Annotated in this window: 14 protein-coding genes and 2 pseudogenes; 8 read left to right on the forward strand and 8 right to left on the reverse strand. The window is 36.1% G+C overall.

Annotation, left to right across the window (positions count from 1 at the left end; genetic code table 11):
- Positions 1–204 (reverse strand): annotated as a pseudogene (locus CYO90_RS10335) (hypothetical protein); the annotation flags it as partial.
- Positions 205–269: 65 nt separating this feature from the next.
- Between CYO90_RS10335 and CYO90_RS05210 the strand changes: the two are divergent.
- Positions 270–2639: a putative bifunctional diguanylate cyclase/phosphodiesterase gene (locus CYO90_RS05210; RefSeq protein ID WP_103578728.1), complete on the forward strand. Its 2370-nt coding sequence runs from the start codon at positions 270–272 to the stop codon at positions 2637–2639.
- Here CYO90_RS05210 and CYO90_RS05215 read toward each other — a convergent pair.
- Positions 2636–2824 carry a hypothetical protein gene (locus CYO90_RS05215; protein WP_002940779.1) on the reverse strand — a complete coding sequence of 63 codons (189 nt, stop codon included), beginning with the start codon at positions 2822–2824 and terminating at the stop codon, positions 2636–2638. The genes CYO90_RS05210 and CYO90_RS05215 overlap by 4 nt on opposite strands.
- A gap of 129 nt (positions 2825–2953) precedes the next feature.
- Here CYO90_RS05215 and dut point away from each other — a divergent pair, with 129 nt between their 5' ends.
- Together dut and CYO90_RS05225 are read left to right on the forward strand one after the other, a co-directional pair.
- Positions 2954–3649 (forward strand): dUTPase, encoded by a 696-nt coding sequence (gene dut / locus CYO90_RS05220; protein WP_009294967.1) that lies wholly within the window; start codon positions 2954–2956, stop codon positions 3647–3649.
- Positions 3646–4386 (forward strand): EI24 domain-containing protein, encoded by a 741-nt coding sequence (locus tag CYO90_RS05225; RefSeq protein ID WP_103578729.1) that lies wholly within the window; start codon positions 3646–3648, stop codon positions 4384–4386. Before dut ends, CYO90_RS05225 begins: the two co-directional genes overlap by 4 nt.
- 17 nt (positions 4387–4403) lie before the next feature.
- Here CYO90_RS05225 and CYO90_RS05230 read toward each other — a convergent pair whose 3' ends face one another.
- On the reverse strand, positions 4404–4925 hold the full coding sequence (locus CYO90_RS05230) for an ATP/GTP-binding protein (protein WP_103578730.1): 522 nt from the start codon (positions 4923–4925) through the stop codon (positions 4404–4406).
- A gap of 83 nt (positions 4926–5008) precedes the next feature.
- Here CYO90_RS05230 and CYO90_RS05235 point away from each other — a divergent pair, with 83 nt between their 5' ends.
- The 5 genes and pseudogenes from CYO90_RS05235 to CYO90_RS05255 form a co-directional block, all read left to right on the forward strand.
- On the forward strand, positions 5009–5377 hold the full coding sequence (locus tag CYO90_RS05235; RefSeq protein WP_181000217.1) for an L-arabinose ABC transporter: 369 nt from the start codon (positions 5009–5011) through the stop codon (positions 5375–5377).
- Entirely contained in the window at positions 5378–5785 is a 408-nt protein-coding gene (locus tag CYO90_RS05240) for a hypothetical protein (RefSeq protein WP_103578731.1), read from the forward strand.
- Positions 5786–5931: 146 nt separating this feature from the next.
- Complete coding sequence (locus CYO90_RS05245) at positions 5932–11151, forward strand: retention module-containing protein (RefSeq protein ID WP_141090538.1); 5220 nt, start codon at positions 5932–5934, stop codon at positions 11149–11151.
- 95 nt (positions 11152–11246) lie between these two features.
- The gene (locus CYO90_RS05250) at positions 11247–11837 is read left to right on the forward strand and encodes a LemA family protein (protein ID WP_103578732.1); all 591 of its coding nucleotides are present in this window, start codon (positions 11247–11249) and stop codon (positions 11835–11837) included.
- A gap of 193 nt (positions 11838–12030) precedes the next feature.
- A pseudogene (locus CYO90_RS05255) lies at positions 12031–12429 on the forward strand (TPM domain-containing protein); the annotation flags it as partial.
- Between the two features lie 386 nt (positions 12430–12815).
- On the opposite strand, the gene CYO90_RS05260 reads toward CYO90_RS05255, so the two are convergent.
- The 5 genes from CYO90_RS05260 to CYO90_RS05280 form a co-directional block, all read right to left on the reverse strand.
- Positions 12816–13676 (reverse strand): AMIN domain-containing protein, encoded by an 861-nt coding sequence (locus CYO90_RS05260; RefSeq protein WP_103578734.1) that lies wholly within the window; start codon positions 13674–13676, stop codon positions 12816–12818.
- Between the two features lie 5 nt (positions 13677–13681).
- A complete protein-coding gene (locus tag CYO90_RS10660) occupies positions 13682–13864 on the reverse strand; it encodes a hypothetical protein (protein WP_178140078.1) in 183 nt (60 codons plus the stop codon).
- A gap of 104 nt (positions 13865–13968) precedes the next feature.
- Entirely contained in the window at positions 13969–15219 is a 1251-nt protein-coding gene (eno, locus tag CYO90_RS05270; RefSeq protein ID WP_002940828.1) for a phosphopyruvate hydratase, read from the reverse strand.
- Complete coding sequence (recA, locus tag CYO90_RS05275; RefSeq protein ID WP_002940852.1) at positions 15219–16316, reverse strand: recombinase RecA; 1098 nt, start codon at positions 16314–16316, stop codon at positions 15219–15221. Before recA ends, eno begins: the two co-directional genes overlap by 1 nt.
- A gap of 62 nt (positions 16317–16378) precedes the next feature.
- Positions 16379–16633 (reverse strand): hypothetical protein (locus tag CYO90_RS05280; RefSeq protein WP_181000218.1); only part of this gene is annotated, 255 nt, incomplete at its 5' end.

Raw genomic sequence — 16633 nt, forward strand, 5'->3', positions numbered from 1 at the left:
CCAAAAAATAGCAAAAATGACGCCAATAATAGTAAAAATTTTGGTTTTTAAGAGCATATCAGCGACAAATCCAGCTATAATAGCCTCCGTAAAAATCATAAAAACATTTATAAAATACTGTTTTCTAGCCTTTTTTGAGAAAAATAGATTAAACGCTTGGTAGTCCATTAAATTTTCTCCAGATAAGACGATATTGCACTTCATATACTAACCTTAATGAAAAAATTGTAAAATTATAACTAAAAATAAGGTTTAAAATAGAATAAGCAATGAAACAAAACATTTTTTTTACGTTGGATTCATCTCTTGTCGTAAGACAAAAACAGATTTTCTATGCCGTTATAGCTCTTTTTATATTTTCTGAGTTTGCCGGCATCTTAAACTATAAAAATTTTGAAAATTTGTTGATATTTTTGGACTTTGGTCTTGTAGTTCTTGGTATCTACATATCTATGGATAAATCAAAGCTTAAAATCATGCACTGGCTTGCTGCTTGTTTTAGTGTGTTTATTTGGGCTATTCTTGATGCCGTTAGAAACGTTAATGAGGATTTCCTTTTAAGAAATAAAGAACAAATTTCTTACCTTGATCTTTTTGCATTACTTCCTATGTTTTTATTTTTTATAGCTGTTGGTATACTTTTTATAAATAAGATTAAAAGACTTGATAAAAGTAGTAGAAATCAGGTTTTGTTTGATATTTTTAACGTTTTTTTGTTGGTTTGTGCATTTGTTTATTGCATTATTGATAATTTTGATAGTTTTAAATGTTTTATTTGTTCAAAAGATATAAATAAAACAACTTCTACTATTGCATTTTTTATAAATTTGCTAACTTTATTTGTGGCACTTAGTGAATTTTTTACTAGCAATACTCTTAAGCTTAAATATAGTGGTTTTTATTTTATCTGTGCGAGTGCTATTTTTGCATTACTAAATTTATATATTTTTTATAATAAATTTTTAAACAATAATTTTAAATTTATGTTTTACTCACTATATCTTATTATCTTTTTTATTTTAATGCTTGGGAGTTTTTATTTAAAAGGTAATAACAAATATTTAAATATACCATTTTTTAATGCACTGCCAAAATATGTACCAATTATTTCAATATGCATGTTTTTAATGAAGGATAATTCAGAACCAGTATTTGATTTGTTATTTTTATTTCTTATAGTAGCTTTTGCCATCTTGGGCTATTATTTTAGAGCTTCTAATCATATTAATGAAATTCGCCTTGCTGAAGAACGTTTGCTTGAAATGAAAATAAAAGAAAAAAATAGCAAAATGGTTGAGTTGGAAATGATAAATTTAAGCTTAGAAACTATTTCTGAAAAGGACTATTTGACATCTTTAGACAACAGAGATTCTTTACTAAATAAACTAAAAGAGATGTGTGAAAAATTAGATGATCAAAAAGAAATTGCAGTCTATTATATAAACATAAGTCGTTTTAAAAATATTAATACATCTTATGGACATGAAATTGGAGATAAAATTTTAAAGTTTATTGCAAAACGTATGAGGTTAATTTGTAATAAAGAAGAAGTTGTATCAAGAGTTGGCTCTGATGAGTTTATTATATTAGCTAAAATGGATATAGGTAGCCATACAAAGAGAATGAAATTTGGTATGAGGCTAAAGGATGCAATAGAGGATTCTTTGCAGATAGATAAATATCACTTTTCTCTTAGAAGCTTAATAGGAATCTATGTTGTAACTAATAAAAATATTACTGAACCTAGAGATATTGTTAAAAAAGCCGATATGGCGATGTATTTTGCTAAGCAAAATCCAGCTTTAAATCCTGCAGTTTATAGTGAAAAAATGAATAGTGAAATACGCAAAAAATTAGTCATAGAAACAGCTCTTAAAAAAGCAAATTTTTATGAAGACTTTCAAGTATATTTTCAACCAATTATCGATTTTAAAAATAAAAAAATGATTTGTGCGGAAGCACTTTTGAGATGGCAATCAAAAGAATTCGGACTAAAAGAAGCTAATGAGTTTATGCCTATAGCAAGTCTAAATGGTGATATATTAGATGAAATTTGTGAATTTTCTGTTTTGAAAACGATAGAACAAATTGTTTTTTGGAAGAGTAAAAGATTAAAGATACCAAAAATAAGTATGAATATAGACTATATTCAAAGTACATCTGAAAAATTTATAAATAATTTTTTAATTACGTTAAACTCAAATCATATAAGTCCAAGTCAATTCGAGTTTGAATTTAGTGAAGATGTTTGGCAAAACAAACAAGAAACTCTGGACAAACTTTTTGCCGTTTTGGAAAAAAGTAATATTGATGTTTGCATAGATGACTTTGGGTCTGGATATACATCGCTGATTTATGTTAGGAAGTATAAAATAAAGCACATTAAGATTTCGAATGATTTTGTTTCTAATGCTATAAGTAATAAATTAGATATGCAAATAGTTACAGCCATCATAAGTTTAGCTAAATCAATGAAGCTAAGGGTGACAGCAAAAGGTGTTGAAAGCTACGAGATAAAAGAGCTTTTAAAAGAGCTTAATTGTGATGAAATGCAAGGATATTATCTTTGCCATCCTATGAGTGTGTCGGATTTTGAGGATTTTATAAAACAAAATCCTCACATGGTGGCTGATATTTAAATTTCAGCCTTTATCTCTTCGTTTGATTTTACTACCATGCCTGAGCCATGTATCACGCTTGGGATACAGCTTGTGCAGATATCGACCTCTTCGCCGTTTTTGTGAGCGTGGATGAAAACTGCATTTTTGTCATCGCTGCTTTTTAGTCCGCAAACGTTGCAAACTACTAGATCTTTCTCTCTCATCTTTTCTCCTTTGAAATTTTGGGTGATTTTACATCTTGTAAGCTTGCATTAAGATGATTTGGGTCAAGCTTGTCGCTTAAGCATTAATTGTTTTTTGTTATAATCATTTAAAATTTAAAAGGTTTAAAAATGGATGAAAGAACTATTGTTTTAGAGATGTTAAAGATGCAACAAAGCCTAAATGACGAGACAAACGGGCTTGGTTGGGAAAATGGCTATACAAATAAAAATAAACTCATAAGCTGGAGGCGCTGCATATATATGGAGTGCGCTGAGCTCATTGATAGCTTTGCGTGGAAGCACTGGAAGAGCATAGATGCCAAGACTGATGAGCAAAATTTACGCATAGAGGTTGTCGATATCTGGCACTTTATAATGAGTCTAGCACTACAAATTTATAAGGCAAAACAGCTTGGCGATGTTGAAACTTTGGCTGATGATATCTGCCAGTCAAGTGGCTTTAGCGACTATTGCAAAGAGCCATTAAAGGTCGAAGATGAGAGCATTTACGAGATCATGAACGATGTTGAGATGCTTATACATGAGTGCAGCGGCTTTGACTATGACATCTTTGATATTTTTAAAATTTATTTCTCAATGTCTTTAAAATGTGGCGTAAATTTATACTCGCTTTATGAGTGCTACATCGCTAAAAACGTGCTAAATCGCTTCCGCCAAAATAATGGCTACAAAGAGGGCAGCTATAAGAAAATTTGGAACGGACGCGAAGATAACGAAGTGATGAGCGAAATTTTATCAAATGGCGTTAGTAAGATCGATGAAATTTACGCCGCACTTGAGCGCGAGTACAAAAAGGTAAAATGATAAATCTTCTCCGTCTTGGCTTTAAAGACTTTTTTACAGCCAAATTTATAACGCTATCTATCTTACCACTTTGTCTTAGCATACTTTGCCTAGCTTGGCTAAGTATCTGGGGAGGTGGCGAGATATTTGATCTTTTAAGCGATGGCTCAAAAAACGAAAATTTCGCCTTTTTAGAGTCAAACTCGACGCTATCTTTTATAGCTATTAAAATTTTAAGCTTTAGCGCTACAAAGTGGATAGTTAGCATACTTTTTTACGTTTTAAGCACCTTTTTAACGATCATCATTAGCATCGTGATCGCCCTAATCGTAGCTGGCTTTTTAACGCCAGTTGTAGCCAAAGAGATAAACAAAAGGCACTATAACTACGTGCTTAAAAGCGAGGCTAGCACGGCTAGAGTGCTAAAGGTGATGATGGTTGAGATCATGAAATTTCTTGGGATCTTGCTTGTTTGCCTGCCACTTTTGTTTGTGCCAGTTTTAAATTTCTTCATCATCAACGTGCCATTTTTTTACATCTACTACAAACTTTTGCTAATAGACGTTGGCTCAAACACGCTTGATAGCGATAAATTTGAGTTAGCGTTGCTTGAAGGCGGTGGGGTTAAATTTATTGCTTTTACACTTTTATTTTATCTCATCTCGCTTGTGCCGCTTGTGGGATTATTTTTTCAGCTTTATTTCGTGATAGTCTTGTCGCACCTCTTTTATCAAAGAGAGGCGCTAGTTAAAATTTAGAGCCAAAAGCTCTAAATTTATGCGTAGTAAGATACTTTTTTGCTCTCATCAAGCAATGTGTCAAATAGCCTTTTTGTCGCACTTAGTAGATTTTTATTAGCATCATTTTTAGCTAAAAGTTCGTCAAACATCTTTAGCATATTATCATTTATGAAATTTTTATGATCCATATCTTTTGCGTCAGGCAACATCTGCTTGATCTTGCTTGAAAGCTCACTTATGCTTTGGCTACTACCTGCGATCTTGTCGCCCTCTTTGACATTTTTCATAAACTCATCAACCTGTGGGCGAATTTGCTTCATCGCCTCTTCGATCTCTTTCATATCTTGCTCGTCTATGCCGTTGCCTTTATAGGCAAACTCATAGCCGTATTCGTGAGTGAGAGTTAGGCTTTTTTGGCTTGAAGTGCCATTTTTCTGGCTAGAAAACTCTAAGCTTTTGTTGTCATACATAGAAAAGCTTATCTCATCGCCTGAGCTAGTTTTCATCGAAAAGCTCATGTTGTTGTAGCTTCCTTGAGAGTAAAAATTTGTTTGCATTTTTAAATCCTTTTGAGGCTAAATCGGCAAATTTTTAATTTCATAAAGCAAAATTTTGTAAAATGCGTCAAAAAAGGACGGCGATGTGTTGTTTTGGGACTAGGGTTTTTTTGTTAATGCTTATCACTGTTTTAAGCTTTGTTTTTGCTAGACTTTGGCCTGTTTTGCCAGTTGTTGGCTACTACTTTATACTTGCAAATTTGCTCTCAATTTTGATGTTTTCACTATTTTTTAAAGGGCTTTTGCCAAGCTTCGTAAAAGTAAATGCGATCCACTACTTTTCGCTCATCGGCGGCTTTTTAGGAGCATTTTTAACGATGCTTGTTTTTAAAAAAGTGGTAAAGGATAAATTTAACCTAACCGAGCTCATCATCTTTTTGATCTGGGTTGTTATCTTGCTTGTTGTTATCTTTAAATTTCAAGATATTTTAGAGATTTTTAGGGGAATTTAGATGGATGAGAGGATAGTTAAATTTCTAAAAAAGATGCACCTTGCAAGTGTCTGCGTCATTGATGATGAGGGGCAGCCTTACGCTTTTAGCGCATTTTACGCCTTTGATGAGATAAGTTTTAGCTTTTTACTAGCTAGCTCGCATGAGAGCTCACATATCAAATTTTTAAAAAATTCAAAGCTTGTGGCTGGTACGGTCGCTCTTGATACGAAGATTGTTGGCAAGATAGAGGGCGTGCAGTTTCAAGGAGTGATGAGTGAGGCTAGCGCAAGTGAGCGAGAAATTTACTTTAAAAGATTTTTTTACGCAAAAGCGATGGATCCAAAAATTTGGTCCATAAGCCTTGAAAAGGTTAAATTTACGAGCAACACTCTAGGTTTTGGCAAGAAAATTTTTTGGCAAAAGTAGGGCTTTATATAAATTTTTTCTCTAGTTGTATTATAATATTATTCTTTTATAACTAGTAAGTATTTTTTATCGTACCAAGGTACAATTTACAAAATTATTATGATCTAATATAATTCACAAAAAATTAAATTTTAAAGGAGTAATTTATGGCAAGAGAAGCCGGAGTGGTAAAATCATTAACGGGCAAGGCAGTTGCAGTTGATCAAAATGGAAATGTGAGAGAACTAAAAGTTGGTGATATTGTCTATATAGGCGAAAGCATCAAAACTAGTGACGCAGCCGACAAAGTAACTATAGTTGCAAACAATGGTAAAGAGATTACAATACTAGGCGATGATACATTAGCGTTAAATCAAAATACAATAGGAAATGATGGATTAGCTGATGTAAGTGCTTTACAAAATGCTATTTTAAATGGTGGAGATCTAACAAAACTTGAAGAAACTGCTGCTGGTGGAAATGCTGCAGCTGCTGGTGGTGGAGATGGTGTTAGCCTAAGCGATGCTAGATTTGCCGAGGGCGGTCACTACTCAAATATCAATGAAAATTATAGAAATTTAACTGACGCAAATAGAGCTTTTGCTTCATACGATAGCCCAATAGGCGGCTATAGCAATGGAAATAGTGGCGATGATACTATAATACCAGGTGCTCCAACTGTTAAATTTGAAAATGACGAAAACAGCAATCATACCTTAAGCAGGGTTGAACATGCAAAGGATAATGATCTAAATACATCTAAAGTTCATATTACAGTGCCAAATGACGGCACAGTAAGGGCTGGTGATGTGTTAAATATCACTATAACTAATCCAGATGGTAGCCAAACTAAAACTGATGTGGTTATCACACCAGCTATAATAAGCGGTGGCGTTCGTCTTGATGCACCTGTAGAGCCAGGTAAAAACTCAAAAGTAGAAGCAACTATTACAAATTTCCAAGGACATGTTAGTGGTAGCAGCGAAGATCATGTAACTCCTACAAAATCAAGCGTAAGTGTTGAATTTACAGAAGATAAGAGTCCAGATGATGGATTTTTAACTTATACAGAAAACAAAGGTGATGGCAAACAAAATGAGTCACCAGTACTTATAAAAGTAAGTGATGTTATCCCTGGAGATAAGCTTCACATCACACTAACAAAACCAGATGGTACTACTGAACCTAGAGAAGTTACTATCGATCAAAACATAATCAATAACGGCTATAAGATAGACAATATGCCAGTTGCTGAGGGTAAAATTTCAAAAGTAGATGCTTATGTTACTGATAGTACAAACTCTAACACTTGGAAGAGCGATATGGCAACTGACAAGGTTACTCCAGATAAAAATCCAACTATAAGATTTACTGAAGATGTTGACGACAATGGCTTTCTAACAGATGCAGAAAATAAAGGAACAGATGGAAATTTTAGAACTTCACCAGTAGAGATAACTCTTCCAAAAGATGTAGTAGCTGGCGATAAGATCGTTATAACTTATACTGATACTGATCCTTTGAACCCTACAGGACTAAAGTCGGATACAATCAACCTTACTAATGAAATGATTACAAATCACAAAGTAACTGGCATTGAGCTTCCGATATTCCCAGGTGTGAAGACTGAAGCTAGTGTTCATGTTGTTGATAAAGATGGCAACCAAAAGAGTGAAGAGTCGGCTCCAGATAGTGTAACGCCTCAAATTATAAAGATGGATATGAGTCTACCAGAACAAAAAACTCTTCATGAAATTTCAAGACAAGAGAGTGTTAGTAGCTATTTTAGTAACTATGAAAAACCATTTGATGGAGTAAAGATAAATCCAGGTGATCAAAGAGTAAATCACACAACCGCTAAGATCACATTACCAAACAGAATTGTTGACGGCGATATACTTACACTCCATGTAACTAAACCTGATGGAACTACTCCTCCTGATAGAAATTTCAAGATAAACATGAATAAAAAGGGCGTTATAACAAGTGTAGATGAAATTGATAATGCAGGTCATGTTATTGGTAAATATGATACTGCACATAAGAATTTCTTTAAAGAAGACATCAATCAATGGGCTATTAAAGTAGATGGTTTTGAGCTAGAGAATGGAAAAGATACAGAGATAAAAGCTGAATTTAAGTACCCAACACATCCAATAAATCCAAATTTACCTACTGAAGTAGATAGTGAATCAGCTAGTAAATCAGCTAGCTTAGAGCATGTGAAAAAACCAGAAGTTATCTTTGATGAAGCTCATGGAGCTAAAACTATGACTAGAGAGCAAGCTATCAGTGATAAGAAGATTAATAATGATCTTAATAATGATCTTAATAGCACAATGGTTACTATCAAGCTTCCTAAAAATGCTGTAAGTGGAGATAAACTAACTGTAACTATAAATGAGCCAAATGAGACTCCTAGAGAGATAAAATATAATATTGGAAAAGATGATAATGGCAACCTTTTTGTGGTAAAAGAGGGCTCTACACAAAAAATAGAAACAGATGGCAGAAGTTTCAAAATTTATGGTATCAAAACAGCAACTGGCGAAGAAACTAAAGTAACAGCTGAGATAGTAGATAACGATGGTAGTATCCAACATGCTGAAAGTTCAAATAGCGTTACGATAGCTGGTTTAAATGATATGGCTGTAAGATTTGTAGAAGATGGTGATGGCAATGTATCTCTAACAAGAGCTGAGAGTAAAGATGGAGATAATAAGCTAGACGAAACTACAATCGCAGTAAAAGTACCAAATAACGTTATAAAAGGTGATATAGTAAATGTAACAATAGATGGTGCTTCACCTAAAACTTATAAGGTTACAGGTAGGGATGATCATGGTAAGATCACACTAGAAGATACTTCTACTCATACTCCTATAACCGTAAATGATAAAAATGAGTTTAAGATCGAAGGCGTTCATATAGAAGCTGGTAAGCCTATCAACGTATCTGCAGAGACTACTGATGCAAGCGGTGGTAAAAAAGCTGAAGCACAAAATCACAACACTCTTGAAAAACTTCACGATGATATGAAGATAACTTTTGATGCAGATGATGGTGATGGTATCTTGGGTAATGCAGAAGCAACTGGAACCACTACGATGACAACCATTAAACTACCTTCAAATTTTGTTGATGGTGATAAGCTCATAATAAGCAGCAAAACAGGCGATACTAGCTTCCCTGAGGAAAGTTATACGATACACAAAGACAAAGATAGTAATGGTGTTGTTACTGTTACTGTTACAAAAGCAGATGGTACTTCGCTCGATGTAGTAAACGGCAATGCAGTTAAATATCCTTTACCTTTAGCAAATTTGCAAAATGGGGATGAAACTGTTATCACTGCTAAAGTAACTGGTGCTGCTGGCGATAAGTCAGAGACAAAGAGCAATATCATCCTTGATACAGGAAATGGCTCTGGAACAAGATTTAGACTACTTATCGATGAAGATGAAGATAGAAATGGTTGGCTAGATAGAGAAGAAGCTATAAAAAAAGATGGACTAAATACAACTCAAGCTACACTTGAGATCCCAAATACTGTAAATAATGGAGATATCATAACGGTCAAAGCAACTGGAAAAAATACTGAAACTTATACAGTTGTCAAAGATAGTAGCGGAAACATATCTCTAAAAAATGATGCAACTAACAATATCGTATCTCTTGACCAAGGCAATAAACTAAAAATTTCTGATGTTCATATAGACAAAGATCATCCAGCTAAAGTAGAAGCTACCATAAATGGAGTAACAAAAACAGCTGAAGCTAAACTAGAAACATTTGACGCTACAAATTTAAAGGTTAATTTTATAGAAGATGATGCAAGCAGAGATGGCAAGATAGATAGAGATGAAGCTGTATCTGTTGATGGCGTAAAAGTAACAACTATAAGCGTTCAAGTTCCATATAATGTTATAAATGATGACAAAATAACAGTTACAATCAACCAACCTGGTGATTCAACACCTAGAACTGAAATTTTCAAAGTTGTAAAAGATGCTAGTGGCAATATATCTCTAAAACATAATGGTGCTCCTTATCCATTTACAAACAATACTTTTGAAATTCACGATGTTAAAATGCTCCCAGGTCAAGAAACCACTGCAACTGCAAAAATAACAAACGCTGCTGGCGATATGTCTGAAACTTCTCCTGAAGCTAAAGCAAAACTTGCCCCACTAAGCGAAGCAGGACTAAGTGTAAGCATAGCTGCCGATAAAAATGGCGATGGCGTGATCTCAAGAGATGAGTCAGGCAGTAATACTTCAAAAGTAAAAGTTTCTATCCCTGGAAATGTGATAGAAGGCGATAAGATACATGTTACAGTAACAAAACCTGGTGAACCAACCAATAATGCAGTAGACAAAAAATATGAAGTCGAGAGTAAAGATGTCAATGGCAACATAACATTAAAAGACGTGACAGATCCTAATCATCCTTTTACTATTGTTGATGAGAATAACAATCCAAAGAAATTTAATGCAAGCAATCCTCTTGAGTTTGATGCAGCTATCGCAGTTGGCAAAGATAAAGATACAGAGGCAAAAGTAACTTTAACTGATGCATTTGGTAATTCAGTGAGCACAGCAAAAATAGAAAATGGCAATGAGATTAATGTCAAAGCACACCATGCCGAGATCGACGCTATGAGAGGTATCATGTTTAATAAAGATATAAAAACCTCAGAAGAAAGCGGTGAAAAAACTACTACTGCTAAGTTCTTCTTAAGTGAAGATGCAAGAGCTGGCGATACAGTTGAGATCAAATATACTGATCCAAATGACCATAGTCAAATGAAACCTGTAAATCATGTGCTAACAGCTGATGATATAAGCAAGGGTGCATTTGAGCAGTCACTTGATATCGATGCAAGATCAAGTGCTGGTTATGATCTAAAAGTAGAAGCTACTCTTAAAACCCCAGGCCCAGGCGGCTTACAGTCTAAGACTTATGAGACTGATCAGTCATTTCATATAAATGCTAATAGCTATACGATCAAATACGATAATGATCCACACAAGACCATGAAAGGTGGCGACAGCGACAATGATACTTTAGTAGTTGATGGACAAACGATTGATTTTAGTCGTGTATCTGACGCTAAAGTTGAAAGCTTTGAAAATATCCAACTTAAAGGCAACTCAGAGATCACTATTAAAGCGCAAGATGTTCTTGATATTACAGATAGTGATAAGGTGCTTAATATCAAGGGTTCTATTGATAATCAAGGCAATAAAACTACATCAGTTAAACTTGATGGTAATTGGGAAGAAAATACTCCTGCAGGTGTCACCGGCTACAAAACTTATAGCAGTGAAGATGTAAGTGGACATACTATCCAAATCAAAATAGACGATACAGTTCACATTCTTTAACTTCAAAAAAGTGAGTGCACTTTAAGCACTCACTCCACTTTATATCTAGAATTTTTAAGTTTTATTTATATTAAAAACCTTTTTAAAGGAAGAGTATGAAAAATGTCATAGCCATTGTAGTGGTTGTAGTGGCACTATTTTTTAGTGTTTTTGAATATGCAAATTCGTTTATTGCGCTTGATGAAAATACAAATGAAAAGTTATCGCGGATGCTAAACCAATACAAAAAAAGAGCCGATCTCGTGCCAAATTTAGTTGAGACTGTAAAAGGCTATGCAGCTCATGAGCAAAAGGTATTTGAAGAGGTAGCAAATGCAAGAAGTAAGAGTATGCAAATAGATATAAATACAAGCAGTCTTAGTGATAATGAAGAGAAGATAGAAAAATTTATGGTGGCTCAAGGTCAGCTAAGCTCTGCACTTGGCAGGCTAATGGCGGTTAGCGAGAGCTACCCAGAGCTAAAAGCAAATCAAAATTTTCTCCTACTTCAAAGTCAGCTTGAGGACATAGAAAATATCATAAGTGTAGCGAAACGCGACTATATAGAGGCTGTAAGAGAGTATAATATAGCCATAAAGGGCTTTCCTGGTAAATTTGTAGCTAGGATGTTTAATCCTGAGATGAAACTAAAACAAGACATAGAAGTCTGCAGCGAAGACGCGAAAAATCCACAGGTTTCGTTTTAGAAGTGATGAAAGAGCTTTTGCTCTTTACCATTTGCTTTGCTATAAATTTTAACGAGTAGATCAATAATAAACTCCATATCTTTTCAAATAATCAAAGAGGTAAGCTCAAGAGCTTAGCGCAAAATTTAGAGCAAAATAGTATCACACAAATCGCCATAGTAACTTTAAATTTACTAGAAAGAGCACCCAAGAGCTATCACTTGAGATAGCTAGAGGTTACAAACTAGGTCAAAATAAGATAGTAACGGCGTGCTTTTGGTGGTCGCCACAAATGAGAAAAAGGTCCGCATCGAGGTTGGGATACGGGCTTGAAGGCATGCTAACCGACGCCATCTCAAACCAGATCATAAGTAGCGTGATGATACCTGAGTTTAAAAATGGCAAGATGAGCGAAGGCGTAAAAGAGGGCGTTTTTGCCTTTATATTTGCGGTATTTTTTCTCATTTTAAAAGACGTTTTTAAGAGAAATAGCCATGGCGGCTCTGTGTCAATGGGCTTTAGACGAGGTGGTTCAGGCTCAAATGGAGGTGGTGGTTGCTCAAATGGTAGAGGAGTCGGCTTTGGCGGAGGCGGAGATAGCGGCGGATGGTAAAATTTACCCGATTTAGAAATAAATTTATTATTTTTTACAGATTTTAAAATTATGCTCACCCGTAAGAATTGACTACTAAAATTTGACTTCACTTATACTCTTTAGCTCAAATTTTGGAGCTAAAATTAATCACTACAGCGTTTTTTAAAGTGGTTATTTATATGATTGTTATAATAAGAGCTGAAGTATATTAATTTATGTATCTTAAAATTTACATAGAAGTCTTATCTTATGAATTAAATATTGGTGTGTAGAATTGATTATTTACCAGTTTATTATCTGATAATGAAGTTTTTGAAAATAATTTAAAAATCATTAGCAATGCTTTTTATTAATATAAAAGAGTTTAGAAATTAACTCTTTTATATTGTTTAAATGAAAACTAACTATAAAAGCTTAAGCACATATCCATTTTCGGCGGTTTCAAGCCTATATTTATGCATCTTATCAAGTTCTAAAACAACTCTGAAATACTTGTCATGCCAGCCGATTATGACGTTTTTAAAAATTTCGTTTTCAAGCTTTAAATTTCTAGTCTTAAAGCTTCTTGGAGGTTTTGCAAAGTCAAGCACGATCTTGTTTTTCTCATATGCAAAGTGCTTTAAATTTTTAGCTTTTGTGATGATATTTAGCTCTTTTTCATGTGTTAAAAAGCTCACAAATCCTAAGAATTTAACCTCTTTTTCGCTGCTTTTTATCTCTTGAACAGGCTTTGAGGCTGGCTCGATCTTTACTTTGACTACTTTTTGCTCAGGCTTAGCTGGCTCTTTTACTTTTTTTGTGCCAAGGTCGATCACCACGACGTTTGGAGTTGGTACATCTGAGGTTTTATTTCTATCTTTATTTGCAATTTTAGTCTCATTTTTTTCTATTATCACTGGCGTGCTTACTTTTTGAGCTGGTACATCGGCCATCGTGACAGAAACATCTAGTTTTTTAGCTGTGACTGGTTCTGGATTTTTCATCTTGCTTAGGGCAAATTCATCGTTCCAGTCGATAGTTTTGTTTATATCGGTTAGTCTTTTTTCTTTTATGCTGCCGTCATTTGCTCTGTATCTTATGGTGACATCAAGCAGAAGCATCGCATCGCTTGGAAATTTAAACGAGAGCGAGTTGAAACTGTCATATTTGTCTACGACATTTGTCGTCATAACGCTTGTGTTTAGCTCGCTAATAGGTATAAATGGGTTTTCTCTGGCGCATAAGCTCGCCGTCAAGATAGATAAAACTAACCAAATTTTCTTCATCGTTCCTACTTTTTATTAGAGTCTGGCTCAAGGCCTTGTAGTTCAAAATAGTCTTTTTGCAGACGTGCATTCATCTTTTTTAAAATTTCCACGTCTTCGCTAAGCCTCTCTTTTTTGCTCTGAAGGCTTAGCATCACGTCAAGTGAGCGTTTGCCAAACATCATGTTGCCCACGTAAAAGGCAAACATAGCCACGCAAATGGTGGCTATGACGTAGCGCAATGTCGGCCGAACAAATTTTACGATTTTATGAAATATGCCATCTTCTTTGCCATATTCATCTAAAATTTCGCTCAAATATTATCCCCTAAAAACTCACCCGCTTCAAGCTCGATCTCAAGCAAGCGGTTGTATTTTGCGTTGCGCTCGCTTCTTGAGGTGGCACCTGTCTTTATCTCGCCAGTGTTTAGTGCGACTGCAAAGTCAGCGATGAACGCATCTTCGCTCTCGCCGCTTCTGTGGCTCATGATGCAGCGGTAGCCGTTTCTTTGAGCAAGGCGGACAGTTTGCATAGTTTGCGTGACTGAGCCTATTTGATTTGGCTTGATAAGGATCGCGTTTGCGATGTTTTTCTCGATGCCCTCGCGTAAAATTTTCTCATTTGTAACGAAAAGATCGTCGCCAACTAACTGCACCTTGCTGCCAAGCCTTTTTGTAAGCTCAGCCCAGCCGCTCCAGTCGTCCTCGCTAAGGCCATCTTCGATAGAGAATATAGGATATTTTTCGCAAAGTTTTTCATAGTAGCTAATGAGCTCGTCGCTGCTAAATTTCTTGCCCTCAAGCTCGTATTTGCCGTCTTTATAAAGCTCGCTTGAAGCGACATCAAGGGCTAGCTTTATCTGGCTGCCTAGCTCATATCCAGCCTCTTTTACAGCCTGAGAGATAAGCTTTAGTGGCTCTTCGTTGTCTTTTAAATTTGGAGCAAAACCGCCCTCGTCACCGACAGCTGTGCTGTGCCCAGCTGCGTTTAGGATAGATTTTAGCTTGTGATAAATTTCAGTTGCAGCTCTTAGTGCCTCGCTAAATGTGCTAAAGCCAAATGGCATGATCATAAATTCTTGAAAATCAACGCTATTATTTGCGTGTGCGCCGCCATTTATGATGTTAAACATCGGCACAGGCAAGATACTAGCGTTTGCACCGCCAAGGTAGCGATAAAGCGGGATATTTAGGCTCTTTGCAGCTGCGCGAGCTACTGCCATAGATACGCCAAGGACCGCGTTTGCACCTAAATTTGAGTAGTTGTGCGTGCCATCAAGCTCAAGCATCTCCGCATCGACTGCTTTTTGATTATAAGCATCAAGGCCTATCACCGCTTCAGCGATCTTTTCATTTACGTTTGAAACAGCCTTTAAAACGCCTTTGCCAGCATATCTCTCGTCTTTATCGCGAAGTTCGAGCGCTTCACGCTTGCCTGTGCTTGCTCCACTTGGCACGATCGCGCTTGCCTCGGTTCCGTCGCTTAGTCTAACTGTCGCACGAACTGTTGGGTTGCCTCTGCTGTCTAAAACCTCGTGAGCTTCTACATCTTCAATAAATACCATTATTCATCTCCTGCTTCGTTTGTGTCGTCGTCTTCGTCTTTTGCACCGCTACTTATTAGGTGATCGATCCCCATTGAGCCTTTTATCGCCGCTACTATCTCATCAGAAATTTCTGGGTGCTCTTTTAGATAGGCTTTGGCGTTTTCTCTGCCTTGACCCAATTTTTCGGCCTTGTAGCTAAACCACGCGCCTGATTTGTCGATAATGTCGAGCTTTACGCCATAGTCGATGATCTCGCCCTCTTTGCTCACACCCTCGCCAAACATGATGTCAAATTCAGCCACTTTAAATGGAGGCGCGACCTTGTTTTTAACCACTTTTGCTTTTGTACGGTTGCCGATAGGCTCGTCATTTTGTTTAAGTGTGGCTATTTTTCTAACATCGATTCTTACAGATGAGTAAAATTTAAGCGCATTACCGCCAGTTGTGGTCTCTGGTGTGCCATATCCCATCATACCGATCTTCATACGAATTTGGTTGATGAAGATAACAGTTGTCTTCATCTTGCTTAAAATTCCAGTTAACTTTCTAAGCGCCTGGCTCATAAGCCTCGCTTGCAGACCAACGTGCTGATCGCCCATATCGCCGTCTATCTCGCTCTTTGGAGTAAGAGCTGCGACACTATCAACTACGATAAGATCGATCGCACCACTTCTTGCAAGTGTCTCAACGATCTCAAGTGCCTGCTCGCCAAAGTCTGGCTGAGAGACATAGAGGTTGTCGGTATTTACACCTAAATTTGAAGCGTATTTTACGTCCAGTGCGTGCTCAGCATCGACAAATGCACAAATTCCGCCAGCTTTTTGCGCTTCAGCTATGATGTGAAGCGTGAGCGTGGTCTTACCTGAGCTCTCTGGTCCGTAGATCTCGATGATCCTGCCTTTTGGAACGCCGCCTATGCCAAGAGCCAGATCAAGTCCTAGCGAGCCAGTCGGTATCGACTCGATAGCCTCAACCTCTTTATCGCCAAGTCTTAAAAGCGTGCCTTTACCAAAAGCTTTATCGATCTGCTTTAGTGCAAGCTCGAGCGCCTTTTTCTTGTCCGCTTCACTCTCTGGGATAGCTATTTTTTTGTCACTATCTTTTTCTTTTGCCATTTTTTACCTTATAGTTGAAATTTGGCTTGATTTTATCTAAAAAGAGATGAATTTTACTTGATTTACTCGCAAATTATAATATTTTCGCCAAGCAGCGCAGCGCTATCAATAAGAGCAAAAAGATACTCTTTTTCAAACAAAAATCCATAAATTTGATCTTCATTTTTTAGTATCGCTAGCTTTAGCGGCTCTACAAGCGAGCTAGCACAAAGTGTAAGAAAGGCTTCATCGATATTATTTTGTGAAATTTGGGGTTTGTTTTTGAAAATCTCGTCTTTTATAAAAGAGATAAATTCCTCTTGCGAGGTAGATTTATT

It is taken from the genome of Campylobacter concisus (assembly GCF_002913745.1).
GTDB classification, from domain to species: Bacteria; Campylobacterota; Campylobacteria; order Campylobacterales; family Campylobacteraceae; genus Campylobacter_A; species Campylobacter_A concisus_R.